Annotated in this window: 26 protein-coding genes and 1 tRNA gene; 12 read left to right on the forward strand and 15 right to left on the reverse strand. The window is 69.1% G+C overall.

The genetic code is table 11. The annotated features are described in order from the left end of the window. Positions 1–12: 12 nt before the first annotated feature. Both ABWO84_RS06640 and ABWO84_RS06645 read right to left on the reverse strand, forming a co-directional pair. The gene (locus ABWO84_RS06640; RefSeq protein WP_353113723.1) at positions 13–423 is read right to left on the reverse strand and encodes a VOC family protein; all 411 of its coding nucleotides are present in this window, start codon (positions 421–423) and stop codon (positions 13–15) included. Positions 424–427: 4 nt separating this feature from the next. Next, positions 428–874 (reverse strand): helix-turn-helix transcriptional regulator, encoded by a 447-nt coding sequence (locus ABWO84_RS06645; RefSeq protein ID WP_353113724.1) that lies wholly within the window; start codon positions 872–874, stop codon positions 428–430. Positions 875–985: 111 nt separating this feature from the next. On the opposite strand from ABWO84_RS06645, the gene ABWO84_RS06650 reads away from it, so the two are divergent. Next, positions 986–1576 (forward strand): HdeD family acid-resistance protein, encoded by a 591-nt coding sequence (locus tag ABWO84_RS06650; protein ID WP_353113725.1) that lies wholly within the window; start codon positions 986–988, stop codon positions 1574–1576. Between the two features lie 68 nt (positions 1577–1644). On the opposite strand, the gene ABWO84_RS06655 is transcribed toward ABWO84_RS06650, so the two are convergent. Next, a complete protein-coding gene (locus ABWO84_RS06655; RefSeq protein ID WP_353113726.1) occupies positions 1645–2409 on the reverse strand; it encodes an SDR family oxidoreductase in 765 nt (254 codons plus the stop codon). A gap of 112 nt (positions 2410–2521) precedes the next feature. Here ABWO84_RS06655 and ABWO84_RS06660 point away from each other — a divergent pair, with 112 nt between their 5' ends. The 4 genes from ABWO84_RS06660 (at position 2522) to ABWO84_RS06675 (ending at position 5196) form a co-directional block, all read left to right on the forward strand. Then, entirely contained in the window at positions 2522–2995 is a 474-nt protein-coding gene (locus tag ABWO84_RS06660) for an NfeD family protein (protein ID WP_353113727.1), read from the forward strand. A 10-nt stretch (positions 2996–3005) separates the two neighbouring features. Next, positions 3006–3935, forward strand: a complete 930-nt coding sequence (locus ABWO84_RS06665; protein ID WP_353113728.1) for an SPFH domain-containing protein — start codon at positions 3006–3008, stop codon at positions 3933–3935. Then, positions 3932–4708, forward strand: a complete 777-nt coding sequence (locus ABWO84_RS06670; protein ID WP_353113729.1) for a glycerophosphodiester phosphodiesterase family protein — start codon at positions 3932–3934, stop codon at positions 4706–4708. Before ABWO84_RS06665 ends, ABWO84_RS06670 begins: the two co-directional genes overlap by 4 nt. 104 nt (positions 4709–4812) lie before the next feature. Further along, complete coding sequence (locus ABWO84_RS06675; protein ID WP_353113730.1) at positions 4813–5196, forward strand: RNA polymerase-binding protein RbpA; 384 nt, start codon at positions 4813–4815, stop codon at positions 5194–5196. Here the strand turns inward: ABWO84_RS06675 and lnt are convergent, their stop codons facing one another. The 9 genes from lnt to ABWO84_RS06720 are packed head-to-tail and all read right to left on the reverse strand — an operon-like array spanning position 5197 to position 14892. Beyond that, positions 5197–6723: an apolipoprotein N-acyltransferase gene (gene lnt, locus ABWO84_RS06680; protein ID WP_353113731.1), complete on the reverse strand. Its 1527-nt coding sequence runs from the start codon at positions 6721–6723 to the stop codon at positions 5197–5199. It lies immediately after the preceding gene. A 6-nt stretch (positions 6724–6729) separates the two neighbouring features. Then, positions 6730–9204 carry a DEAD/DEAH box helicase gene (locus ABWO84_RS06685; RefSeq protein ID WP_353113732.1) on the reverse strand — a complete coding sequence of 825 codons (2475 nt, stop codon included), beginning with the start codon at positions 9202–9204 and terminating at the stop codon, positions 6730–6732. Beyond that, positions 9201–9962 (reverse strand): twin-arginine translocase subunit TatC, encoded by a 762-nt coding sequence (gene tatC, locus ABWO84_RS06690; RefSeq protein WP_353113771.1) that lies wholly within the window; start codon positions 9960–9962, stop codon positions 9201–9203. The genes ABWO84_RS06685 and tatC overlap by 4 nt, the downstream gene beginning before the upstream one ends. A 54-nt stretch (positions 9963–10016) precedes the next feature. Then, positions 10017–10265 carry a twin-arginine translocase TatA/TatE family subunit gene (gene tatA, locus ABWO84_RS06695; RefSeq protein WP_353113733.1) on the reverse strand — a complete coding sequence of 83 codons (249 nt, stop codon included), beginning with the start codon at positions 10263–10265 and terminating at the stop codon, positions 10017–10019. A 36-nt stretch (positions 10266–10301) separates the two neighbouring features. Then, on the reverse strand, positions 10302–11291 hold the full coding sequence (locus tag ABWO84_RS06700) for a helix-turn-helix transcriptional regulator (protein WP_353113734.1): 990 nt from the start codon (positions 11289–11291) through the stop codon (positions 10302–10304). After that, positions 11288–12277, reverse strand: coding sequence for a helix-turn-helix transcriptional regulator (locus tag ABWO84_RS06705; RefSeq protein WP_353113735.1), 990 nt, complete (start codon positions 12275–12277; stop codon positions 11288–11290). The genes ABWO84_RS06700 and ABWO84_RS06705 overlap by 4 nt, the downstream gene beginning before the upstream one ends. Next, positions 12277–13188 (reverse strand): hypothetical protein, encoded by a 912-nt coding sequence (locus ABWO84_RS06710; protein WP_353113736.1) that lies wholly within the window; start codon positions 13186–13188, stop codon positions 12277–12279. The genes ABWO84_RS06705 and ABWO84_RS06710 overlap by 1 nt, the downstream gene beginning before the upstream one ends. Before the next feature lie 10 nt (positions 13189–13198). Further along, entirely contained in the window at positions 13199–14209 is a 1011-nt protein-coding gene (locus ABWO84_RS06715) for a tRNA (adenine-N1)-methyltransferase (protein WP_353113737.1), read from the reverse strand. Beyond that, a complete protein-coding gene (locus ABWO84_RS06720; protein ID WP_502915394.1) occupies positions 14206–14892 on the reverse strand; it encodes an HAD family hydrolase in 687 nt (228 codons plus the stop codon). The genes ABWO84_RS06715 and ABWO84_RS06720 overlap by 4 nt, the downstream gene beginning before the upstream one ends. A 77-nt stretch (positions 14893–14969) precedes the next feature. On the opposite strand from ABWO84_RS06720, the gene ABWO84_RS06725 reads away from it, so the two are divergent. Next, entirely contained in the window at positions 14970–15809 is an 840-nt protein-coding gene (locus ABWO84_RS06725) for an aldo/keto reductase (RefSeq protein WP_353113739.1), read from the forward strand. 21 nt (positions 15810–15830) lie between these two features. Here ABWO84_RS06725 and ABWO84_RS06730 read toward each other — a convergent pair whose 3' ends face one another. The 3 genes from ABWO84_RS06730 to ABWO84_RS06740 form a co-directional block, all read right to left on the reverse strand. Continuing rightward, entirely contained in the window at positions 15831–16565 is a 735-nt protein-coding gene (locus tag ABWO84_RS06730) for a zinc ribbon domain-containing protein (RefSeq protein ID WP_353113740.1), read from the reverse strand. 34 nt (positions 16566–16599) lie between these two features. Beyond that, positions 16600–16992: a YchJ family protein gene (locus tag ABWO84_RS06735; protein WP_353113741.1), complete on the reverse strand. Its 393-nt coding sequence runs from the start codon at positions 16990–16992 to the stop codon at positions 16600–16602. Positions 16993–17013: 21 nt separating this feature from the next. After that, positions 17014–17087 (reverse strand) — tRNA-Val (locus ABWO84_RS06740). Between the two features lie 165 nt (positions 17088–17252). Here ABWO84_RS06740 and aceE point away from each other — a divergent pair. The 6 genes from aceE to ABWO84_RS06770 all read left to right on the forward strand — a co-directional run bounded on the left by aceE (position 17253) and on the right by ABWO84_RS06770 (position 24857). Beyond that, positions 17253–19979 carry a pyruvate dehydrogenase (acetyl-transferring), homodimeric type gene (gene aceE, locus ABWO84_RS06745; RefSeq protein WP_353113742.1) on the forward strand — a complete coding sequence of 909 codons (2727 nt, stop codon included), beginning with the start codon at positions 17253–17255 and terminating at the stop codon, positions 19977–19979. A gap of 7 nt (positions 19980–19986) precedes the next feature. Beyond that, positions 19987–21213, forward strand: coding sequence for a PucR family transcriptional regulator (locus tag ABWO84_RS06750; RefSeq protein WP_353113743.1), 1227 nt, complete (start codon positions 19987–19989; stop codon positions 21211–21213). A gap of 99 nt (positions 21214–21312) precedes the next feature. Further along, positions 21313–22233 (forward strand): ACP S-malonyltransferase, encoded by a 921-nt coding sequence (locus ABWO84_RS06755; protein ID WP_353113744.1) that lies wholly within the window; start codon positions 21313–21315, stop codon positions 22231–22233. After that, a complete protein-coding gene (locus ABWO84_RS06760; protein ID WP_353113745.1) occupies positions 22230–23231 on the forward strand; it encodes a beta-ketoacyl-ACP synthase III in 1002 nt (333 codons plus the stop codon). Before ABWO84_RS06755 ends, ABWO84_RS06760 begins: the two co-directional genes overlap by 4 nt. 64 nt (positions 23232–23295) lie before the next feature. Next, positions 23296–23544, forward strand: coding sequence for an acyl carrier protein (locus ABWO84_RS06765; RefSeq protein ID WP_353113746.1), 249 nt, complete (start codon positions 23296–23298; stop codon positions 23542–23544). Positions 23545–23621: 77 nt separating this feature from the next. Beyond that, positions 23622–24857 carry a beta-ketoacyl-[acyl-carrier-protein] synthase family protein gene (locus tag ABWO84_RS06770; protein ID WP_353113747.1) on the forward strand — a complete coding sequence of 412 codons (1236 nt, stop codon included), beginning with the start codon at positions 23622–23624 and terminating at the stop codon, positions 24855–24857. The last annotated feature ends 103 nt before the right edge of the window (positions 24858–24960 follow it).

Genomic DNA, 24960 nt, shown 5'->3' on the forward strand with positions numbered 1-24960 from the left:
CGACGTCGTTCGTCAGCCTGCCTGATTGATGCGGATGAGGTTGCCCGCCGGATCGCGGAAGGCGCAGTCCCGCACGCCGTAGGGCTGATCGGCGGGCTCCTGCACGACCTCGGCGCCGGCGGCGACGAGCTGTTCGAACAGGGTGTCGACGTCGTCCGACGCCAGCGTGATCGCTGTGTAGCTCCCCTTGGCGATCAGGTCGAGGATCGTCTGACGCTCGGCCTCGGTGATACCGGGATCGGTTGCCGGCGGATGGAGCACGATCGAGGTCTGCGGCTGTCCGACCGGGCCGACCGTGAGCCAGCGCAGGCCGTCGTACCCGACGTCGTTGCGCACCTCGAAGCCGAGTGCGTCGCGATAGAAGCGGAGCGCCGCGTCGGCATCGGTGTGAGGGAGGAACGCGTAATGGATGGTGATGTTCATGGCTTCAGGCTAGGTGCGCCCCGGCACGCGGTGCTTCTTGATTCCTGATCGGTCTCGTGACCTGCTTCGCGTGGCAGGACGGGATGCCGGAGGAGTCGGCCGCACGCTCCCGATAGACGCTCGGGGGCACGCCCACCAGCTCGGTGAACCGGGTGCTGAAGGTGCCGAGGGAGGAGCACCCCACGGCGAAGCAGACGTCCGTGACGCTGAGGTCGCCGCGGCGGAGCAACGCCATGGCGCGCTCGATCCGGCGGGTCATCAGATAGGAATAGGGCGCTTCGCCGTAGACCTGCTTGAAGCGTCTGCTGAGGTGCCCCGCCGACATGTGCACTCCGCGCGCGAGGGCCTCGACGTCGAGCGGCTGCGCATATTCGCGATCGATGCGGTCCCGCACCCTCCGAAGGATGGCCAGCTCGCTCAGACGGCTCTGGTCGAGGGGCTGCGCGTGCACTCATAGATCGTCGCACGGACAGCGGACACGCGCCATGTGCCGGTGCCATTCGGCGGGGCGAGGACTACTCTGATAGGCATCTCACAGCAGTTTTTCAGAAAGGATGCGCTCATGTCCGAAGTCATCTCCGAAGCCAAGAGCCTCGGCCGCTCCGTGCGGATCTTCCTCGCGATCACCGGTGTGCTGGCGCTCCTCGCCGGACTGGTGATGCTCATCTGGCCGCTCAAGGCCGCGTTCGCGATGACGGCGATCATCGCCACCTACCTCATCATCGGCGGCATCTTCTACGTCGCGATCGGTCTCTTCGGCGCCGCGAAGAACGGCTGGGCGCGGGTCGGGCACGTCCTCCTCGGCCTTCTCTACATCGTCGCGGGCATCGTCGCCTTCGTGAACCTGCCTGCGGCGACCGCGGCGTTCGCGCTCGTCACCGTGGTGTTCATCGGTGTCTCGTGGATCTTCGAAGGCGTCGTCTCGCTCACGCTGCTCGGACAGGACGCGACGCGCGTGTGGTCCCTGCTCTACGCGCTGCTCAGCATCGTGGCCGGCATCCTGGTGCTGTCGATGGGACTGGCCGCCGCGCCGATCTTCTGGCTTGTCCTGGCGATCTCACTCGTCGTGATGGGCGTCGTGCAGATCATTCGCGCGATCACCTTCGCGCGGGGTGCGAAGAAGGTCTCCGCGGTCATCAACGGCGAGGCCTGAGCCCCGCCGCCTCAAAAGGTGAGGGCCCCCTCCGAACGGAGGGGGCCCTCACCTTTTGAGGCGGCGGATCACTCCGCGACGAAGCCCGAGGTGTCCCCCACCAGACGGGTGTTGTCCGCGGGCACCGGGTCCAGCGCCGCCCGGGCCACCTCGGCGGCGAACTCCGAGACGTTGTAGAGCTTGCCCGCCGACTCCCGTCGGGTCGCGATCGCGCCCGGGTTCGCGCGCTCGAGCAGCGTCGCGGTGATGGTGCCCTCGATCATGTCGCCGGAGACGACGGTGAACCCGATGCCGTCAGCGGCGAGGCCGGGGATCAGCTCGCGCAGGGCGTCCTCCCCCGCGCGCTTGGAGGTGGCGACCGCCTCGTACTCGGGCATCGTGGGGGTGGTGCGGATGAAGTGCGCCTGGTGGCTCGTGACGAACACGACGCGAGAGGCCCGGTTCAGAAGGGGACGAGCCTGCGCCAGGACGTCGAGCTGGGCGTCGCGGTTGAGCGTGAGGGCGTAGTCCTCCGCCATGCCGGACTCCATGCCGCCCGACGCATTGAGGACGAGGATGTCGAGTCCCCCGAACTCGTCCTTCACCTTGGCGAACATCTCGGCCACAGACTCGGGGTCGGTCAGGTCCGCGCCGACGACGAGCGCACGACGTCCGAGAGCGCGGAGCTCGTTCGCCAGCTTCTCGGCGCGCGGAGCCTTGTTGCGGAAATTGATCACGACGTCGGCACCCGCCTCGGCGAAGTAGCGCACGGTGTCGGCGCCGATGCCGCGAGAGGACCCGGTGACCAGCGCCACCTTTCCTGCGAGGGATCCGGTGGGGAGAACGTCGGTCACTCTGACTCCTTGTGATGCTCGGAAAATCGCCGTTCGAGCGATCTCTGACACCCTATCGCGGGCGACCCTCGGCACGTGAGCGGCCCATGATAGGTTGACCGCAGGAGGAGCTATGAGCGATTTCTCGACGATGATCCAGATGATCGAGCAATGGGCGTGGATCGGCTGGCTGATCCTGATCGCCCTCTTCCTCGTCATCGAGATGCTCACCCTCGACTTCACCTTCCTCATGCTCTCCTTCGGCAGCGGCGTGGGGCTCATCGCCGATCTCGTCGGCCTGCCCGTCTGGGCGCAGGTGATCATCGCCGCCGCGGCGGCCGCCCTCTTCATCCTCTTCCTCCGTCCTCCGCTGCTGCGGCGGCTGCGTCGCGGTGAGGACCCGACGAAGTCCAACGTCGATGCCCTGCTCGGCCTCCCGGGCACGGCGCTGTCCGACATCACGCGGATCAGCGGTCAGGCGAAGCTCAGCAACGGCGACACCTGGACCGCCCGCAGTGCGACGGACACGCCGATCCCGCAGGGTGCGAAGATCACCGTCACCGAGATCAGCGGCGCCACCGCCGTGGTCAGAACCGCAAACGAATAGGAGCAGTCCCGTGGACGACGCCTCGTTCATCCCTACCGCGATCGGATGGATCCTCGCGATAGCGGTCATCATCTTCGTGGTGGTGACCCTCGCACGGTCCATCCGGATCATCCCCCAGGCCACCGCCGGCATCGTCGAGCGCCTCGGGCGCTACCACAAGACGCTCTCCCCCGGGCTGAACCTGCTGGTGCCGTTCATCGACAGACTCCGGCCGCTGATCGACATGCGCGAGCAGGTCGTATCGTTCCCGCCGCAGCCGGTGATCACCGAGGACAACCTGGTCGTCTCGATCGACACCGTCGTCTACTTCCAGGTCACCGACGCCCGTGCCGCGACGTATGAGATCGCCAACTACCTCGGTGCCGTCGAGCAGCTGACGACCACCACGCTCCGCAACGTGGTCGGCGGCCTGAACCTCGAGGAGGCGCTGACCAGCCGCGACGAGATCAACGGACAGCTGCGCGTGGTCCTCGACGAGGCGACCGGCAAGTGGGGCATCCGCGTCTCGCGCGTCGAGCTGAAGGCGATCGATCCGCCGGTCTCCATCCAGGACTCGATGGAGAAGCAGATGCGTGCGGAGCGTGACCGTCGCGCCGCGATCCTCACCGCAGAGGGCTCCAAGCAGTCCCAGATCCTCGAGGCTGAAGGTCGCCGCCAGGCGGAGATCCTCCGAGCAGAGGGTGACAAACAGGCTGCGGTGCTCCGCGCCCAGGGTGAGGCAGAGGCCATCCAGAACGTCTTCAACGCGATCCACCAGGGTCAGCCCGATGACAAGCTCCTCGCCTACCAGTACCTGCAGATGCTCCCGAAGATCAGCGAGAGCCAGTCGAGCAAGCTCTGGATCATCCCCAGCGAGCTGACGGAAGCGCTCAAGGGCATCGGAAGCGCGTTCACGCCGAAGCCGGGCGGCGGCGCCACTCCGCCGGCCCCGGGCGCGTGACGCACCCGTACTTCGCCGGCACCCGGCACCCCCGAGTCCTCGCCCACCGCGGTCTGATCCCCGCGGAGGGCGAGGATTCGTCCGTGTGGGACAACACCGCGGCGGCGTTCGCCGCCGCGCACGCCGCCGGGGCGGAGTACATCGAGACCGACTGCCGGACCACCGCGGACGGAGACGTGGTGCTGTTCCACGATGAGACGCTCCAGCGTCTCGCCGGGGATCCCCGCCCGGTCGCAGCGGTGCCGACGTCCGAGCTCGTGCGCCTCTTCGCCGACCATGGCGGGCTCCTCACCGTCGAGGAGGCGCTCGACGCGTTCCCCGACACGAGGTTCAACATCGACGTGAAGTCGGAGAAGGCAGCGGAGCCCCTCGGCAGGATCGTCTCCCGGCACGCGCCCCGCGTGCTGCTCACGAGCTTCTCCGATCGCCGCCGCAGGACGGCCATCGCCTCCGCGCTGGCTGCAGGAGCCCGGATCCGCCCCGCCGCCTCGGGCGGGCAGACGACGATCGCCGCTCTCCGCGCCCTCTCCGCCCTGCGCCTCCCGACGGATCGCGTGCTGCGCGACATCGACGCCCTCCAGATCCCGGAGCGTCTCGGCGCGGTGACGGTCTTCACTCCCGCTCTTCTCCGCGCCGCCCATCGTCACGGCGTGGAGATACACATCTGGACGATCAACGAGCCGGAGGAGATGCGTCGGCTCGTCTTCCGCGGGGCCGACGGCATCGTCAGCGACCGCTGCGACATCGCTCTCCGGGCCCTCTCGCCCTCCTGATGGAACCGCTGGGATTCCACTGTGAATCCCTTGGAGAACGCCGCTCTGTGGATGAAGCGCACAGGCTGCGACGTTATACCTGACAGCGACGAGAGGACCACACAATGGCAGATCGCAGCCTTCGCGGCATCCGACTCGGCGCCCAGAGCCTGCAGAGCGAAGAGGGCGTCGTCTTCATGGAGCGCCGTGCCACCACGTACGCGTGCGCGGCATGCGGACACGAGACCACACTCATGTTCTCGGCCGACGCCGAGCCGCCGCAGACCTGGGAGTGCCGCTCCTGCGGAGCAGAGGCCGTGCTCCAGGTCGACGGCAAGTCCGTCTCGGTGGACGCCGACGACGAGAAGGCCGCGCGCACGCACTGGGACATGCTGCTCGAGCGCCGCAGCCGCGCCGAGCTCGAGGAGCTCCTGGAGGAGCGTCTCGCGTACGTCCGGGCCCGCCGCGGCGCCGGTGACGACCCCACGCGCCAGAAGATCGGCGCCTGATCAGCGGCGACGCCGTGTCCGCAGCCCGCTGACCGCGAGCGTCGCCAGCCCGCCCCACAGCAGCAGCTGCTGGATCCACGGGCCCAGTAGGATCCCCGCCGTGAGGCCGGAACGCAGTGCGACATCGTCGCGCAGCGCTCCGGCCTCATCTGCGTTCAGCGACGACTGCGTCGACCCGTCTGGGCGGATGATCTGGCTGGTGCCGACGGTCGAGATGTTGACGACGCTCCGCCCCGCCTCGATCGCCCGCATCCGTGCGAAGGCGAGCTGCTGGAGGTTCTCGTCGGTGCCCCGGAAGTCGGCGTTGTTCGTCTGGAACACCAGCAGCTGTGCCCCGCCGGCGACTCCCTCGCGGAGCACTTCGTCGTAGATCACGTCGAAGCAGATCGCGAGACCGATCCGCACATCGCCGACCTTCATCAACGGCGGATTGGCGCCCGGGGTGTACTCGCGCTGCAGCAGCCCGATGAGGTCGGGCGCGATCGCATTGTAGAAGGCGCGGTCCGGAACGTACTCTCCGAACGGCACGGGGTGCCTCTTGTCGTGCAACTGGTCGGCTGTGCCTTCCGCGGTCCAGAGCATCGAGGTGTTGAAGATGTCGTCACCGCGCTGGGTGGCCGCGTCCAGGAGCAGGGGCGCCCCGATGCGATTCACGACCCGTGTGAGCATTCGTGCAGTCGCCGCATCCTGGAACGGATCGTAGTCGACCGAGCCCTCCGGCCAGACCACGAGGTCGAGATCATCGTCGACGAGGGGGGCCGTCGCCTCGAGCTGCGCGTCGATGACGGCGTACTCCTTGCGTTCGTCGAAGTATCCGGTCGGCCCGTTTCCCTGCACGGCGCCGATCCGCATCTCCCCCGACGCAGCAGTGGGGAACTGCGGCAGGAGGAGCATCGCCGCGATCAGCACGACCGGCGCAGCGATCCGGAGCGGCCGGCGCCAGGCACGATCGCGCACCAGCTCGATGACGAGTGCGACGCACACGACCATCACGAAGCTCAGACCGCTCACGCCCGTCCACGACGCGACCGGAGCGAGCGGGCTCTCCGACTGGGTCATGCCCAGCCGCGCCCAGGGGAATCCCCCGTACGGCCATGACCCGAGGAAGATCTCCTGTCCGGTCCAGAGGGCGCCGACGACCAGCGGAAGCACGATGGTCCGCGCCCGTGGAAGCGCCCGCGGGATCCATCGGTAGGCCAAGGCGATCGGGATCAGCGCGATCGCCGTGAGCATCGCCTCGAGCGCGGAGAGCGCCGACCACGGGATCGGCCCGAGGTACCGCGCCGTCCAGGCGACGAGCAGCGCGAAGAACACCACACCGTAGATCAGACCCACGAGCAGAGCGCCACCGACCCGGCGTCCGATCAATGCGACGAAGAGGAGCGCGAGGGCGGGGAAGACGAGCACCCACACGGCCGGCGCCGGGAACGAGAGCCTCATGAGGCCGCCGGAGGCGGCGGCGAGGACGACCGCGAGCCAGAGGGGCAGCAACGGGCGCGGGCGGATCCGCGCGTTCTTCTCCGTCATCACGTCCTACACGCCCGAGTACGCGACGATGCCGCGCCGCACACCGTCGAGAGCCCGCCTCGCGGTCCGCGCCAGCGCCGGGTCCGAGGATGTGACCGACAGCTGGTCGAGCAGGTCGATCGTCTGCTTCGCCCAGCGAACGAAGTCACCGGCCGCCATGTCCGCCTCGATCAGCACCCGGTCGAGAGAGCCTCCGCGGGCCCAGGCGTGCATCGCCGCTCCCAGACCCGGAGCCAGCGGCTCGGTGCCGGGGAGCCCATGGTCGTGCTCAAGATCGTCGAGCTCCGCCCAGAGCTGTGCGGTCTTCTCGTAGGCGATGCGGAAGGCGCCCCGCGGCAGCCCCCGCTCCCCCGCGTTCTGCTCATCACGGCGGGGCTCGTAGACGAGGCAGCAGGCCATCGCTGCCAGCGACGGAGCGTCCAACGGAGTCCAGAGGCCGTGCCTGAGGGACTCGGCGACGAGCAGATCCCGCTCTCCGTAGATGCGCCGCATCGTGCGGCCTGCATCGGTCAGGGCGAGATCGCTGCCCTCCCCGGTGACGTACCCGACCGTCTCGAGCACTTCAAGGACGCGGTCGAACATCCGCGCCACGCTGCCCGTCCGGGTCTCGATCTGTCTGCGGACGCGGTCGGTGTCCCGTTTGAGCTTCCAGTAGCGTTCGGCCCAGCGCGCGTGCGCCTCGCGATCCGGGCAATTGTGGCAGGGATGCCGCTGCATCCTGGTGCGGAGACTCTGGATCTTCTTCAGTCTCTTGTCCCGTGCCTGCCGCGGCGCGTTCCCGTCTTGGCGGTGCTTCTTCTCGAGATCGCTCAGCTCACGGCGAATGCCCGCGTACTCTGCGAAATCGCCGTGCTCGCAGGTCATCGACGTGAGATAGCCGTCGAGCGACGCCTCCGCCTCGCGGACCTTGCGCGCCAGGCCGACGACGGCACGATCGGCCTGGAACTGCGCGAAGGACGATTCGAGGATCTCCCGCGCCCGGTGCCGGCCGAAGCGGTCGATCAGGTTCACCGCCATGTTGTAGGTCGGTCGGAAGCTCGAGTTGAGCGGGTAGGTGCGCCGGGACGCGAGGGCGGCGACGGCCTGCGGGTCCATGCCCTCCGTCCACTGGACGACGGCATGGCCTTCGACGTCGATCCCCCGCCGGCCGGCTCGGCCGGTGAGCTGGGTGTACTCCCCCGACGTGATCGCGACGCGTGCCTCGCCGTTGAACTTCTCCAGCTTCTCGAGCACGACAGTTCGTGCCGGCATGTTGATCCCGAGAGCGAGCGTCTCGGTCGCGAACACCGCTTTGAGGAGCTTCCGCTGGAACAGCTCCTCGACGACCTCTTTGAAAGCCGGGAGCAGACCGGCGTGGTGGGAGGCCACTCCGCGTTCGAGATCGTCGCGCCACTGCCAGAAGCCGAGCACGTCCAGATCCTCGTCCTGGAGCGACCGGGTGAGCTCATCCACCGTCGCACGGATCTCCGCGCGCTCCTCCGAACTGGTCAAGCGCAGCCCCGACCTCCTCACCTGCTGCACCGCCGCATCGCAGCCGACCCGGCTGAAGATGAAGAACACCGCGGGGAGCAGGTTCGCGTGCTCCAGCAGCCGGATCACATCGGGCCGGTCCATCCGCTCGATGCGACGGACGTTCGAGGAGCGCACCGGGCGCCTCCCTCCGCGCTGCGGGCGCTTCGCCTCCCGCCCGGCGTGCCGATCGCTGCGGTAGCTCTGGACGCGCCGGTTGTCGTCGTACCGGGATCCCGTGAAGGAGCGGATCCGCATGAGCTCCTGGTTCACCTGCGCCGTGGCGATGCCCGCGCGGTCGTCGAACAGCGGCAGCAGGTCGTCTCGCACCAGGACGTGCTGTTCGAGAGGGACGGGCCGCGTCTCCGACACGATCACCTCTGTGTCGCCGCGGACGGTGTCGAGCCAGTCCCCGAACTCCTCGGCGTTCGACACCGTCGCGCTGAGGGCGATGAGCCGCACCGACGGCGGGAGGTGCAGGATGACCTCCTCCCAGACCGGGCCGCGGAAGCGGTCGGCCAGGTAGTGCACCTCGTCCATCACGACGTAGCGAAGCCCGCGGAGGGCGCCCGACTCCGCGTAGAGCATGTTCCGCAGGACCTCGGTGGTCATCACGACGACGCGCGCGTCGCCGTTGATGTTCGTGTCGCCGGTGAGCAGCCCCACCTGGTCGGCCCCGTAGACGTCGACCAGCTCACGGTACTTCTGGTTCGACAGGGCCTTCATCGGCGTCGTGTAGAACGCCTTCTCCCCCGCCGTGCGCATCGCCATGTGGATCGCGAACTCGCCGACGATGGTCTTGCCCGCCCCGGTGGGCGCCGCGACGAGCACACTGCTGCCCCGTTCCACGGCACCACAGGCCTCGAGCTGGAACGGATCGAGTTCGAACCGCTGCCTGGCGGCGAACTCCGCCGTCTGCGGGTGATCCCGACGGCCGTGCGCCGCAGCGTAACGGTCGGCGGGTGACGTCATGGCGATTCTTCGAACAGCGTGCCGTCGGCGAGCTGGCGCTTCCTCTTGCGCCGGTCGAACAGCATGGAGAGCAGTCCCGCCGCCATGTAGAGCACGATCAGGATGCCGCCGAGCATGAACATCGAGAAGATGTCCGCAGCCGGCGTCGCGATCGCGGCGAAGACCGCCGAGACGATGACGGCGATCCGCCATCCCTTCACGATCGCCTTGCCGCTGATCACTCCCGCGAGGTTGAGGGCGACCATGAAGACCGGGAGCACGAAGGAGATGCCGATCACGATGACGAACTTGAAGATGAAGTCGTAGTAGCTCGACGCATCGAAGAAGTTCACGCCGCCTTCGGGCACGAAGTTCGACATGACCTGGATGACGTGCGGCGCCACCAGGATGGCGACGTAGGCGCCTGCGAAGAACAGCGGCACCGCAGCCGACACGAAGGCGATCGTGTACTTGATCTCCTTGCGAGTCAGACCGGGCATGATGAACGCCCAGATCTGCCACAGCCAGATCGGCGCGGACAGCAGCAACCCGATCGCGAACGCGATGCGTAGCCTCAGGTTGAAAGCGGTGCCGATGCCCGAGAAGACCAGCTTCGCGAAGTCGTCTCCGCGCTGCTTGTCGATGATGCGGATCGGCTCGGTGATGAAATGGATGATCGGCTCGGTGACGAGGAACGCGATCACCATGCCGATGACGATTCCGATCACAGCGATCAGGAACCGATTGCGCAGCTCTTTGAGGTGCGCACCGAGCGACATCCGCCGCTCGCGCTTGCTCATCGCCTGCGGAGCGGAATCCAGCTCGGTCACGGCTTAGGAACTACGCGGCGGTGTGTCCTGCTCGGTCGCCGGGGCCGCAGTGCTCGACGTCGTGGTGCCGGTGGCGCCCGGGGTCTCCTCCGGGGTCACGTCGTCTTCCTTCATCGCTTTCATCTCACCCTTGAAGGCACGAGCGGACTGGCCGAGGCTCTTCGCCAGCGCCGGCAGCTTCGCCGCGCCGAAGAGAAGAAGAATGATGATCAGAATGATCCACAGGTGTGGTCCTGCGAACAGATTGCCCATGGATTGCTCCTCACAAAGGGTTGTCTCGTTGTCAGTCTAACCGAGCGGAGTGCCGTCCGGGGCACAATACAGGTCGAGTCCGGCCTGTGCCCACGCCCGCGTGGTCGAACGCGCGATCCCGGGATCCATCACCTCCACGGCGCCCCCGAACCGGGCCGCGACCCGTTTGACCCCTCGCGGGTCGGCGATGCCCAGCCTCAGGGTCACCGTCTCGTCGGTCTCCTCGACCACCTCGACGGAGAAGCCGCCGAGCATGCGCACCAGCCGCGCCGGAACCCTGATCAGCACCTCGCCCGACGGAGACTCCTTGCCCAGGGTGTCGGGCATCCGCTCCTCGCGATGGGTGATGGGGATGTCGGTCAGCGCCGGCTCGCTGACCCGGTCGAGGTGGAACGTGCGCATCGCCTCGCGCAGGTGGCACCAGCCCTGCAGGTACCACTGGCCGTTCGTGATCAGGATCTGCATCGGGTCGACGGTGCGGACGGTCGGCTCGGCGTCCGGAGCACGGTAGGTGAACGAGACCGCCACGCCGTCCTGCAGCGCCCGCGACACGACCGACTGCACTTCACCGACCTCGCGCGGTGCGATCACGACGTCAGCGGGGGCGTCGACCGCCCCGCGGGAGAGTTTGGCGATGAGCCCCGCGACCAGCCCCGACTCGGACACCGCGGGAACCGCGGCGACGAGCTGGAGACCGGCGAGGAGCGCGGACGCCTCACGCGCCGTGAACCGCGGCACACGACGGAGCGCCACGTCGTTGGTGATCTCGATGATGTCCTGCTGGTCGAGCAGATCCCAGTCGATGTCGAACATCTCCTGCGGCTGCTGCCAGAACCCGTTCTCGCCCGGAAGGCCGATGACGGTGAGCTTCTCGACCATCGAGCGCATCTCGGCGGTGCCGACGCCGAACTCGGACGCTGCCTCGGCGAGCGACACCTGCCCCCGTTCGAGCAGGTACGGCACGAGCGTGAGATAGAGCCGCACGCGATCGGCGGCGAGCAGGGGCTTCTTCGGAGCGGTGCTCATCCCGTCCCCTCCTCCGGGTGCGCCTCGACGACGCCGCGCAGGCGCGCGATCACGGCGTCGCGCAGATCAGCCGGTTCGACGACACGGACCTCGGGCCCGTACGACGCCAGCTCGTCGGCGAGGATGTGACGGTCGACGTAGTGGACGCGGATCCCCTGCGTCTCCGGCTCCGCCCGCCGACCGAGACGCAGAGCGGCCTCGGTTCCGGGAGTGACCTCGAGCAGGGCGACGTGCTCGGCGGCGACGGCCGCCAGCCCGGCCGCCGCGCTCTCCGCCGCGCCCTCGCGCAGCGCGGGGTCGAAGGCACGGGACGTGACCTTGACGTCCGACACGATCCTGCTCAGCAGGAAGGTGCGGGCTCCGTCCGCATCGATGTCGATCCCGTAGACGTGCCAGCGTGCCTCGTAGTCGATCAGGGTGAGCGGCTGCACCCGGCGATGGGTCGGGGTGTCCTCCCCCGGCTTCAGGTAGTCGAACGTCACCACGCGGCTGCGTTCGATCCCTTCCTGCAGCCGGCCGAACGAGGCGTCGCTCGCCGTCGCCCGCGGTGCGAATCCGATGATCGGCTCGTCACCGTCGATGCCGAGGGCACGGATCTTCCGCACACCCGCCTGCGCGTCGGCCGAGACGGACTCGGCGCTCCACACGCTGCCCGCGAGCCGCAGCACGGCGAGCTCGGCAGGCGTGAACTCGATGTCGTTCGGCAGGTCGTACTCCGCCTGGGGGATGCGATAACGGGCTTCGCGGAAGTCGTTGGGATCCGCTGCATCGCCGATCGTCTCGATCGGCACCCCGAGGGCGCGCAGATCGTCCTTGTCGCGTTCGAACATCTTCTCGAGAGCGTCCGGCTTCACACCGGCATCGGCGCGCTGACGGTAACCGGAGACGCTGTCGAGGATCTGCTGCTTGGTCAGGCCGATCTGCGTGGCCATCAGCGCCACGACGAGATTCGTCAGGCGCTCCTCGGCCGGGATCCGCGCCGCCATCACTTCCCCGAGGGCACCGTTCCGAGGATGTCGACGACGTAGGCCACGGCGCTCTTGTCCTTGGCGCCGGGCGTGACGACGAGCAGCTGCGATCCGACCTTGGCCCCGGTGATCGCCTTGGCCACGTCCTCGGGCACCTTCGTGAGGTCGGTCTCGGGAGCGGTGTCCCACGTCGACGATGCGACGTCCCGGGGCGTGTCCCAGTTCACCGCGGTGTACGCGAAGACCGGCATCTCGCTGCCTACAGCCTGACCGGAGCCATCGATGAGGGTCTGGACGACTTCCTTGGTCGGCTGTTCGGCATCCGGGATGATGATCCCCGGTCGGCCGCCCTCACCGCGGACCACGGTCGGCACACCGCGGGCGTCGTTGAACACCGGAGAGCCGTCCGCGTGCGGCAGCATCGTGCCGGTGACGTCGGCCACGAAGACCATCGTGTCGTCTTCCGTGAGCCCGACCTGCGCGATCGCGGCGCCGAGATCCTTCCCCGGAACGGCCCCGACGACCCGGCTGCCACCGGTGACGCAGGCGAGGGCCTTCTTGATGCCGGGGAACGACTGCTCGAGGAGGGCGGTGGTCCAGAGGCGGTCACCGGTGCTCCCGACGTACTCCCCGGACTTGCCGCTGTAGACCGACAGATTGGCCCGCAGAACCTGGCCCGGTTCGGTGACCACGGTCCCCTTGCCGACGATCGCGTCATGGAAGGAGACCTTGTCGGACTTCGTCGGCGCATCGACCTTGACGTCGAGCTTGGCGCCCAGATCGCCCTTGACCGTCACCGCCTGGTCGATGCCGTTCGCGGCATCCGTTCGATCGCAGGAGGCACCCGCGAATGTCGGCGCGGCCGAGCATCCGGTCAGCACGACAGCGGTGAGGGCGAGGGCAGCGAGGGCAGCGGACGTCTTACGCACGCGCTCCAGTCTATTCACTCGCCCCGTCGGCTTCGCGCGACGACGCGGCCAGTCGCGCGCCGTCTGCAGCCTTCTGCGCGTCGCGGACCCGCTTGCGGAGGTTCTTGTCCGTGATCTCGCGGTCGCCGACGGCGCCGGGGGTCCACAGCTCGACGTCTTCATCGGTGTAGCTGCTCTTCGACGCGCGACGACGGACCTCGGGAGGCACGGCCCCCGGTGCGAGCCGTCGGGCCGTGAGGAGGAACCCGGTGTGCGCGACCATCCGGTGGTCGGGGCGCACTGCGAGGCCCTCCACGTGCCATCCGCGCACCATCGTCTCGGACGCCTCGGGGTCGGTGAACAGTCCCGTCGCGCGGATGTACTCGGCGACCCGGGAGAGCTGCGTCGCCGTGGCGATGTAGCAGATCACGACTCCCCCGGGTGTCAGCGCCTCGGCGACGACGTCCATGCACTCCCACGGCGCCAGCATGTCGAGCACCACGCGGTCGACCGTGGCCGGCTCGAACGCCGCGGGCAGCTCCTCTGCGAGATCGCCGACGATCACGTTCCAGCTCGGCGGCGTCGCGCCGAAGAAGGTCGCGACGTTCGCGCGGGCGACCTCTGCGAAGTCCTCCCGCCTCTCGAACGAGACGAGCGAGCCGTCCTGGCCGATCGCGCGGAGGAGCGCGAGCGAGAGCGCGCCGGAGCCCACTCCAGCCTCGACGACGGTGGCCCCGGGGAAGATGTCGGCCTGCATCACGATCTGCGCGGCGTCCTTCGGGTACACGATCGCGGCGCCTCGGGGCATCGACATCGCGAAGTCGCGCAGGAGCGGCCGCAGCGCGAGGTACTCATGTCCGGCGCTGTTGGTGACCACCGATCCATCCGGCTGCCCGATGAGGTCGGAGTGCCGCAGCACGCCGTGGTGGGTGTGCAGCTCGCCGTCGGCGCGGAGTGTCGTGGTGTGCAGCTTCCCCTTGGGACCGGTGAGCTGCACGCGGTCCCCCTCGCGGAAAGGACCGCTGGGGCGCTGAGCGTTCATCGGACGGCCTCCGAGGTGTGACGGGAGTGGAGCTCGACGAGGTCCGTGGCGGAGCGTCCCTCGAGCGTCGGCCAGAGTTCGTGTGCTCCCTGGCCGTCGAGCGGGATGATGTGCGGAACGCCGAGGGTCACCGCTCCGGACGCCACGCCGGCGGCGACGCCCGTGCGGGAGTCCTCGATCACGACGGCGTCGGCGATGTCGATCTCGAGAAGGCCCGCGGCGTGCAGGTACGGCTCGGGATGCGGCTTCGGCCTCGACACGTCGTCGCCCGCGACCACGAGGTCGAATGCCGGGAAGTCGATCAGCTCCACGACGCTGAGCGCCATCCTGCGGAGCGACATCGTGACGAGCGCCGTCGGGATCCCGGCGGCGCGCAGGTCGGCCAGCAGCTCGCGAGCGCCCGGCCTGAAGGGGACGCCGAGCGTGCGCAGCCTGCCCGCGACCTCATCCGTGAGGTGGTCGACGATCGCCTGGCGCTCCATGTCGACCCCGACTTCCTGCAGGATCGCCGCGCTGTCGAGGAGGCCGCTGCCGACGAGCTTCAGGGCGTCGTCATGCGTCCACGTGCCTCCGAACGAGCCGACGAGCTCGGTCTCCGCCGCCATCCAATACGGCTCGGTGTCGACGAGGGTTCCGTCCATGTCCCACAGGACTGCGCTGGGCTTGCTGCTCACTGCACCCATCGTAGTCGGGCGTCATGGACCACCCCTGCCCGGCACCGTCGGGGCTAGCCTGGAGGAAGCCTTCGGAGGGAGTCGCCATGACCGAGCTTTCCGCTTTCACCGCCCACAACGGGTTCGCCCTGCCGCCTCAGGGACTCGGCACCTACAACCTGCGCGGGGAATCCGGAGCCGACGCCGTGCGCAGCGGAATCGAGCAGGGCTACCGGCTGATCGACACCGCGTTCAACTACGAGAACGAGGGGGCGGTGGGCTGGGGCGTCGCGGGCGCCGCGATCGATCCCGCCGAGCTGATCGTGACCACGAAGCTCGCCGGACGGCACCACGCCGCCGAGCGCGCCCGCACCGCCATCGAGGAGAGCCGTTTCCGGCTCGGCGTCGAGGCCATCGACCTCGTCCTGATCCACTGGCCGAACCCCGGTGAGGACCGGTATGTGGAGGCCTGGCGGGCTCTCGTCGACGCCCGTGAGCGCGGAGTCGTCCGCCAGATCGGCGTCTCGAACTTCCTGCCGGAGCATCTGGAGCGCATCGAGGATGCCACGGGCGTGCGGCCCGTCGTCAACCAGATCGAGCTCCACCCGCACTTCCCGCAGATCGACGCGCTCGCCTATCACCGCGAGCAGGGCATCCTCACGGAGGCGTGGAGTCCGATCGGACGCGCGCAGGCGGTGCTCACGGAGCCGGCGATCATCGACATCGCCGCGGCGCACGGCGCCTCTCCCGTGCAGGTCGTGCTCGCCTGGCACCGTGCGCGAGGGGTCGTCGCCATCCCGAAGGCCGCGGATCCGGGCCATCAGCGCGAGAACCTCGCGGCGAACGACCTCGGCCTGTCCGAGGAGGAGGTCGAGAGGATCACCGGCCTGGGCCGGAAGGACGGCCGTCTCTTCGGCGCCGATCCCGCGACGCACGAGGAGATGTGAGCCCCGGAGTCCGGTGCCCTCTCAGAGACCGGACTCCTCGGTGCGGACGAGGATCCCGCCGCATTCGGGGCAGGAGACCAGTGCGTCGGCCGGCTGGCGACGGATCTCGGTGAGGTCGGTGCCGGAGAGCACCATCCGGCACCCCTCGCAGGTGCCGGCGCGGAGAAGCGCGGCGGCCGGGAAGATCCGCACGGCCCGCCTGTCGTAGTCGGAGACCAGGGCATCGGGGATCTGCGCGGCGACGGCGGCACGGTCGCGGCCGAGTTGCTCGGCCTCTGCGGTCGACTGCGCGATGTGCTCCTTCGCGTGACGGCTGAGGTCGGCGCCCTCCGACGTCGTGGCATCGATCAGCGCCTGCTGCGTCGCGACCGAGGCCTCTGCGTCCTCGACGGCGCCCATCGCCTCGAGCTGCATGTCCTCGAGAGCGCTCAGGCGCTGGCCGAGCGCGGCGATCTCCTGTTCCAGGGCGACGGCGTCCTTGGGGCTGGTCACCGTCTGGAGCCGGTCCGCATCACGGGCGCGACGCTGCTCGGCGAGGACGACGTCCGACTCGATACGGGAGAGCTCCGCGGCACGGTCATCGCGGACTCCCGAAAGCTCGGTCAGCTCGCGGAGCTGTTCCTGACGCTGCGCTGTCAGCTCGATGACGCGGGCGGCCTGCGGCGGATTCTTCGCGGCGTGCTGGGCCCGCGCGATCCGCCGGTCGAGGTCGGCGAGGTCGAGCAGTGCGCGCTGGTCTTCGGGAGTGGCGTTCACGGTTCCCAACCTAGCCGAGCGCCGAGCGCCTCGCTCAGCCGATCTCTCCGTCGACGTACGCCCAGGTGCGGTCGTCGCGGACGAACCGGCTGCGCTCCCGCAGCTCCCCGCGACCGCCGGCGTCGCGGTACACGGCGGTGAAGGCGACGACGCCCTCGCGGTCGAAGGGGCCGCCAGCGACCGTCTCCCGCACCTCGAGCCACAGCCAGCGGACGTCCTCCTCGAGCTCGAGCGCGGCAGGACGCGTCGACGGGTGCCAGGAGCTCAGCAGATAGGCGGCGTCGCCGATCGAGAAGGCGGTGAACCGGGAGCGCATCAGCCGCTCCGCCGTCGGCGCGGCCCCTCCTCCGATCAGCGGACCGCAGCAGGAGCCGAAGACCTCGCCGCTCCCGCAGGGGCAGCGCGCGGAAGATGCGGGCGTTGACACGGTGCAGCTCCTCGTTCGGGGTGGGCCCTGAGGGACTCGAACCCCCGACCCTCTGGGTGTAAACCAGATGCTCTAACCAACTGAGCTAAAGGCCCGCGACAGTGCAGTCTATCCACCCGACGCGCAAGGTCCCGACGTGCGCCCGGCCGGAGGAACAGGGATAGGCTGAGCACAGTGCGTGTTGTGCAGGGCCGACAAGGCTCCCGACGCGGCATCCCGAATCCTTTGGCATGATCTGCCATCACGACGAAAGGTTCCCCGTGACCGTTCACGATCAGGATCCGTACTCGCAGGGGCCGCTCGACAGCGACCCGGAAGAGACCGGCGAGTGGCAGCAGTCGCTCGATGAGCTTGTCGAGGCCAAGGGCCACGGCCGCGGGCGGGAGATCATGCTCAGCCTGCTCAAGCGCTCGAAGGATCTGCACCTCGGCGTGCCGATGGTGCCCACCACCGACTACATCAACACCATCGCTCCGGAGAACGAGCCGGAGTTCCCGGGAGAGGAAGAGGTCGAGCGCCGCTACCGGCACTGGATCCGCTGGAACGCCGCGGTCACGGTGCACCGCGCGCAGCGCCCGGGCATCGGCGTCGGCGGGCACATCTCCACCTACGCCTCTGCCGCGTCCCTGTACGAGGTGGGCTTCAACCACTTCTTCCGCGGCCAGGACCACGAGACCGGCGGCGACCAGGTCTTCATCCAGGGCCACGCCTCCCCCGGCATCTACGCCCGTTCCTTCCTCGAGGGACGCCTGAGCGAGGACGACCTCGACGGCTTCCGGCAGGAGAAGTCGCACGCGCCGCACGCGCTGCCCTCCTACCCGCACCCCCGCCTGATGCCGGAGTACTGGCAGTTCCCGACCGTGTCGATGGGCCTCGGCCCGATCAACGCGATCTACCAGGCGATGTCCAACAAGTACCTCGCGAACCGTGGGATCAAGGACACCTCCGACTCGCACGTCTGGGCCTTCCTGGGCGACGGCGAGATGGATGAGATCGAGAGCCGCGGACAGCTCCAGGTGGCGGCGAACGAGGGCCTCGACAACCTCACCTTCGTCATCAACTGCAACCTGCAGCGTCTCGACGGGCCGGTGCGCGGCAACGGCAAGATCATCCAGGAGCTCGAGTCGTTCTTCCGCGGCGCGGGCTGGAACGTCATCAAGGTCGTCTGGGGTCGGGAGTGGGACGACCTGCTCGCCCGGGACTCCGACAACGCCCTGCTGAACATCATGAACGTCACGCCGGACGGCGACTACCAGACGTACAAGGCCGAGTCGGGCGCCTACATCCGGGAGAACTTCTTCGGACGCGACGAGCGCGCCGCCGCCCTGGTGAAGGACTACACCGACGACCAGATCTGGCACCTTCGCCGCGGTGGGCACGACTACCGCAAGGTCTACGCCGCATACAAGGCGGCGATGGAGCACAAGGGCCAGCCGACCGTGATCCTCGCGAAGACGGTCAAGGGCTACGGGCTCGGACCGCACTTCGAGGGCCGCAACGCGACCCACCAGATGAAGAAGATGACGCTGGAGAACCTCAAGACCTTCCGCGACACGATGCAGATCCCGATCACGGACGCGCAGCTCGAGGAGAACCCCTACCTGCCGCCGTACTACAACCCGGGCGCCCAGGACGAGACGATCCAGTACATGCTCGAGCGCCGTCGCTCGCTCGGCGGCTTCCTGCCCGAGCGCCGCACCACGCACGTGCCGATCTCCCTCCCGGACGACTCCGCATACGCGCTGCCCAAGAAGGGCTCCGGCACGCAGGAGGTCGCCACCACCATGGCGTTCGTCCGCCTGCTCAAGGACCTGCTGAGGTCGAAGGACTTCGGCAACCGGATCGTGCCGATCATCCCCGACGAGGCGCGCACGTTCGGCATGGACGCGTACTTCCCGACGGCGAAGATCTACAACCCGAACGGGCAGCACTACACCTCGGTCGACCGCGAGCTGCTGCTGGCGTACAAGGAGAGCCCGCAGGGGCAGATCGTCCACGTCGGCATCAACGAGGCCGGAGCGCTCGCGGCGTTCACCGCTGCCGGCACCTCGTACGCCACGCATGGGGAGCCGCTGATCCCGATCTACATCTTCTATTCGATGTTCGGGTTCCAGCGCACCGGTGACGCCCAGTGGGCAGCCGGGGACCAGATGGCGCGCGGCTTCATCATCGGGGCCACCGCGGGGCGCACCACGCTCACCGGTGAGGGTCTGCAGCACGCCGACGGACACTCGCACCTGCTGTCGGCGACGAACCCGGCGACCGTCTCCTACGACCCGGCGTACGGTTACGAGATCGCGCACATCGTGCGCGACGGACTCGACCGCATGTACGGCGGGGAGCACGAGGACCCGAACGTCATGTACTACCTCACGGTGTACAACGAGCCCCTCGTCCAGCCCGCCGAGCCCGAGGGCGTCGACGTGGACGGCATCGTCCGCGGTCTGCACCGGATCTCCGAGGGCACCGGCGACGGACCGAAGGCACAGCTCTTCGCGTCGGGCGTCGGCGTGCCGTGGGCGCTCGAGGCCCAGCAGCTGCTGCGTGACGACTGGGGCGTGAACGCCGACGTGTGGTCGGTCACATCGTGGACAGAACTGCGCCGCGACGGCCTCGCCGCCGACGAGCACAACTTCCTGCATCCGGAGGCCGAGCCGCGCACCGCCTATCTCACGCAGAAGCTGCAGGGCGCCGAAGGCCCCGTCGTGGCGGTGAGCGACTTCATGCACGCCGTGCAGGATCAGATCCGCCCGTGGGTGCCGAACCGCTTCTACACGCTCGGCGCCGACGGCTTCGGCTTCTCGGACACCCGCGCCGCGGCTCGGCGTTTCTTCAAGATCGACGGCCCCTCCATGGTCGTGCGCGCCCTCCAGGCGCTCGCAGACGATGGACGGATCGACCGCGGGCTCATCGCCCAGGCGATCGAGAAGTACCGCCTGCACGACGTGAACGCCGGCACCAGCGGGAACGCGGGCGGCGAGAGCTGAGCCCCGCGTGACAGCGACTCCTCAATCGCCGGCTGACAAGGCCGCAACGCTCGCCTGGCTGCGTCGCATCTCGGGCGACCTCGCGACGGCCACGATCAAGCGGCTCGAGGACTCGCTGCCCTGGTACGCCGACATGCCGCCGGCCCGACGCTCCGCCGTCGGGCTGGTGGCGCAGGCCGGCATCACCTCTTTCATCCAGTGGTTCGACGACCCGACCTCGACCCCCTGGATCGCCGCCGACATCTTCGCCGCCGCGCCCCGCGAGCTGCTCCGCAGCGTGAGCCTGCAGCAGACGCTCCAGCTCATCCGCGTGACCGTCGACGTCACGGAAGAGCGCGTCGCGGGGAAGAACAACGACCTCCGCGAGGCGATCCTGCTCTACTCGCGCGACGTGGCCTTCGCCGCCGCGGACGTCTACGCGCGGGCCGCGGAGTCGCGCGGACTGTGGGACGCCCGACTCGAGGCGCTCGTGGTCGACTCGATCCTCACGGGCGAGGCCGACGAGGAGCTGCCGAGCAGGATCGCGGCGCTCGGCTGGCATGGGCACGGCGAGGTCTGCGTGATCGTCGGCACCACCCCTCCCCAGTTCGACGTCGATCAGGTGCGCCGCACGGCGCGGAAGCTCGCGGTCGACGTGCTCGTCGGTATGCAGGGGTCGCGGCTCGTGCTCGTCGTCGGGCGGGCACGGCTCCCCGGACGCGAGGAGAGCGACGACGAGCTTCCCTTCGACGAGATCGCCCAGCGCCTCGAGCCCTCTTTCGGGCCGGGATACGTCGTGCTCGGCCCTCCGGTCGCCGCACTGGTCGATGCCGGGCAGAGCGCCCGTGCGGCGCTGGCGGGCTTCGCCGTCGCCCGGGCCTGGCGCGGCGCCCCCCGTCCCGTGGAGGCAGACGACCTGCTCCCCGAGCGTGCCCTCGCAGGCGACGGCCTCGCCAAGCAGACCCTCATCGAGCGCATCTACCGACCGCTGCAGGCGCACTCCCCCGACCTCGTCACCACGCTGTGGAGCTATCTCGACAACGGACGCTCCCTCGAAGCCACCGCGCGGGAGCTGTTCGTGCACCCGAACACGGTGCGATACCGCCTCAAACGCGTGAGCGAGGTGATCGGCTGGGATGCGACGGGCCCGCGCGAGGCGCTCATCCTGCAGACGGCTCTCATCCTCGGCTCCATCGGGAACGCGGAACCGGTGCGTCGCCGCCCTCTCGGGCGCCGCACGCAGACCGCCCGCTAAGTCCCACCCGCGAGCCGTTGCACATCTCGTACAAGCAAAACGCCGATTGTTGTGAGAGTTCATCCACCGATTGCGCCGGATCGTTGGCAGACTAGTCAGGTGATCGTCGTCGCCTGCCCTGGACAGGGCTCCCAGACCCCCGGCTTCCTCTCCCCCTGGCTCGAGTTCGACGGTGTCGCCGAGCAGCTGGCCGTCTACTCCGAGGCGGCGGAGGTCGACCTCGTCCGGCACGGCACCGAGTCCGACGCCGACGCCATCCGGGACACCCGGATCGCGCAGCCGCTGATCGTCGCCGCGTCGCTCATCGCGGGCAAGCTGCTCCGCGAACGGTCCGGACGTTTCCCCGACGGCATCGCCGGGCACTCGGTGGGCGAGCTCGCTGCTCTGGTGGGTGCGGGCGTCGTGAGCGCGAAGGACTCGATGCGCCTCGTCGGCATCCGTGGACGTGCGATGGCGGACGCGGCGGCGCAGACCCCGACCGGCATGAGCGCTGTCCTGGGGGGTGACGAGGAGGCCGTCCTCGCCCGGCTGGCAGAGCTCGGCCTCTCCCCCGCGAACTTCAACGGCGGCGGGCAGATCGTCGCGGCCGGGGAGCTCTCCGCTCTCGCGATCCTCGCCGAGGAGCCGCTGCGCGGCACCCGCGTGATCCCGCTGCAGGTCGCCGGCGCCTTCCACACCTCGTTCATGGCTCCTGCCGTGGCTCAGCTCCGCGACGCGGTCGGCGGCGTGCCGTCGGCCGACCCTCGGATCACTCTCTGGACCAACCGCGACGGCTCCGTCGTCGAGTCCGGCGTCACGGCGCTCGACTACCTGGTCGACCAGGTCTCGTCGCCGGTGCGCTGGGACCTGTGCATGACCGCCTTCGCCGACGCCGGCATCACCGGCCTCATCGAGCTGACCCCGGCCGGGGCATTGACGGGGCTCGCCAAGCGCGGCCTGCGCGGAGTGCCGACGGTCGCCGTGAAGACCCCCGAAGACCTCGATGCGGCGGTTGCGCTGCTGAACGGAGACGCAGCATGACCGGCATCCTCGCGCAGGCGAAGGGCCCCGAGTACACCCGCATCTACGCATACGGCGCAGCGCGCGGCGAGGTCTCGGTGCCGAACGACGACCTCATCGGCCCGATCGACTCGAGCGACGAGTGGATCCGCCAGCGCACCGGGATCGTCACCCGCACGCGTGCCGTGCCCGAGACCGATGCCATCGACCTCTCCACAATCGCCGGCAAGGAGGCCATCGAGAAGTCGGGCGTCGACCCGTCGCAGATCGACCTCGTGATCGTGGCGACGATCAGCAATCCGAAGCAGACGCCGTCGGCTGCGGCGATCGTCGCAGACCGCGTCGGCGCGAACCCCGCCGCGGCCTACGACTCCAACGCCGCCTGCGCCGGTTTCGCCTATGCGGTCGCGCAGGCCGACGCGCTGATCCGCGCGGGGGCCGCCCACTACGCGCTGGTCATCGGCGCGGAGAAGCTCTCCGACATCGTCGACCCCACGGATCGGAGCATCTCGTTCCTCCTCGCCGACGGTGCGGGCGCCGCGGTGATCGGCCCCAGCGACACCCCGGCGATCTCCCCGGTGGTCTGGGGCTCCGACGGCAGCAACGCCGAGGCCGTCGGGATGAACCACACGCTGACGGAGTTCCGCGACGGCAAGGCGCCGTGGCCGACGCTGCGGCAGGAGGGCCCCAAGGTCTTCCGCTGGGCCGTCTGGGAGATGGCGAAGGTCGCGCGTCGTGCCCTCGAGGTCGCGGGGATCGAGGCCTCGGACCTCGCCGCTTTCGTGCCCCATCAGGCCAACATGCGGATCATCGACGAGTTCGCGAAGCAGCTCGGCCTGCCCGAGACGACCGTGATCGGTCGGGACATCGAGACCACCGGGAACACCTCGGCGGCCTCCGTCCCCCTGGCCACCCACCGCCTTCTCGCAGAGCACCCGGAGCTGTCGGGCGGGCTCGCGCTGCAGATCGGCTTCGGCGCCGGGCTCGTCTACGCCGCACAGGTCGTCGTCCTCCCCTGAGAACGGCATCCCGTTCCCTAGACTGTTGCACGGTTCCCAAACCACCCGAAGAAAGAGGAAAGAAATGGCTCTCACCAACGACGAGGTCCTTGCCGGCCTTGCTGAGCTGATCACCGACGAGACCGGCATCGACGCGTCCGAGGTCGCGCTGGAGAAGTCGTTCACCGACGACCTCGACATCGACTCGATCTCGATGATGACGATCGTCGTCAACGCCGAGGAGAAGTTCGGCGTCACCATTCCTGACGACGAGGTCAAGAACCTCAAGACCGTCGGCGACGCGGTCAGCTTCATCGTCGCCGGCCAGGAGTAAAGACCTGCGGATGCCACCCCCGCGCCCGCGGGGCGTGGCATCCTCTGTCCTCAAACCACCCTCGGAGGAACCACCCCATGACCAAGCGCATCGTCGTCACCGGCATCGGCGCCACGTCCGCTCTCGGCGGCACCGCCCCGGAGAACTGGGCGAACCTGCTCGCCGGGATGCCCGGCGCGCACACGCTGCCCCACGAGTGGATCGAGACGTACCAGATCCCCGTGAAGTTCGCCGCCGAGGCATCCGTCCGCCCCGAGGAGGTACTGCCGCGCCACGAGGCGAAGCGCCTCGACCCCTCGACGCAGTTCGCGCTCATCGCGGCGCGGGAGGCGTGGGAGGACGCGGGGTCGCCCGACGTCGCCCCCGAGCGCCTCGGAATCGACTGGGCGACCGGGATCGGCGGCGTGTGGACGCTCCTCGATGCCTGGGACACCCTGCGCGAGAAGGGCCCACGGCGGGTGATGCCCCTGACCGTGCCGATGCTGATGCCGAACGCCGGCGCCGGCAACCTGTCGCTGCACTTCGGCGCGAAGGCGTTCGCCCGCACGGTCGTCAGCGCCTGCGCCTCGAGCACCGAGTCCATCGCGAACGCCTACGAGCACCTCCAGGACGGCCTCGCCGACGTCGTCATCGCCGGCGGCGCGGAGTCCGCGATCCACCCGATCACCATGGCGTCGTTCGCGTCCGCACAGGCCCTCTCCCGTCGCAACGACGACCCCGAGGGCGCATCGCGGCCCGGTGCGATCGACCGCGACGGGTTCGTCATGGGCGAGGGCGGCGCCGCGCTGGTGCTCGAGACCGAGGAGCACGCCAAGGCCCGCGGGGCGAAGATCTACGCGTATCTCGTCGGCGGCGGTGTCACGGCGGACTCTTACCACATCACCGGCAACGACCCGGAGGGCGCCGGTGCGGCGCGCGCCGTCGAGCAGGCGCTGGCACAGGCCGGCGCGGAGCCGGATGACGTCACGCACATCAACGCCCACGCCACGTCGACGCCGGTCGGGGACCCCAATGAGTACGAGGCGCTCAAGCGCGTCTTCGGCGACAGGATTGACGACATCCCCGTGTCCGCCACCAAGGCGTCCACCGGGCATCTGCTCGGCGGCACCGGCGCGCTCGAGGCCGTGTTCACGATCCTGGCGCTGCGCGATCGCATCGCACCGCCCACGATCAACATGACCGAGCAGGATCCGGCCGTGCCGTTCAAGCTCTCCGGCGAGCCTCAGCCGCTCGGCGACGGTCCCCAGCTCGCGATCAGCAACTCGTTCGGGTTCGGCGGGCACAACGCCGTCGTGGCCTTCCGCGACGCCTGACCTCCCGTAGACGAGACGGAGCCCCCGCTTCCCCGCGGGGGCTCCTGTCGTATGCGAGAGATTCGCCTTCTCGGCATCCGGGATGATTCACCGGAGTCCGGTA

The sequence above is a fragment of the Microbacterium sp. genome, assembly GCF_040394595.1.
Classification (GTDB): domain Bacteria; phylum Actinomycetota; class Actinomycetes; order Actinomycetales; family Microbacteriaceae; genus Microbacterium.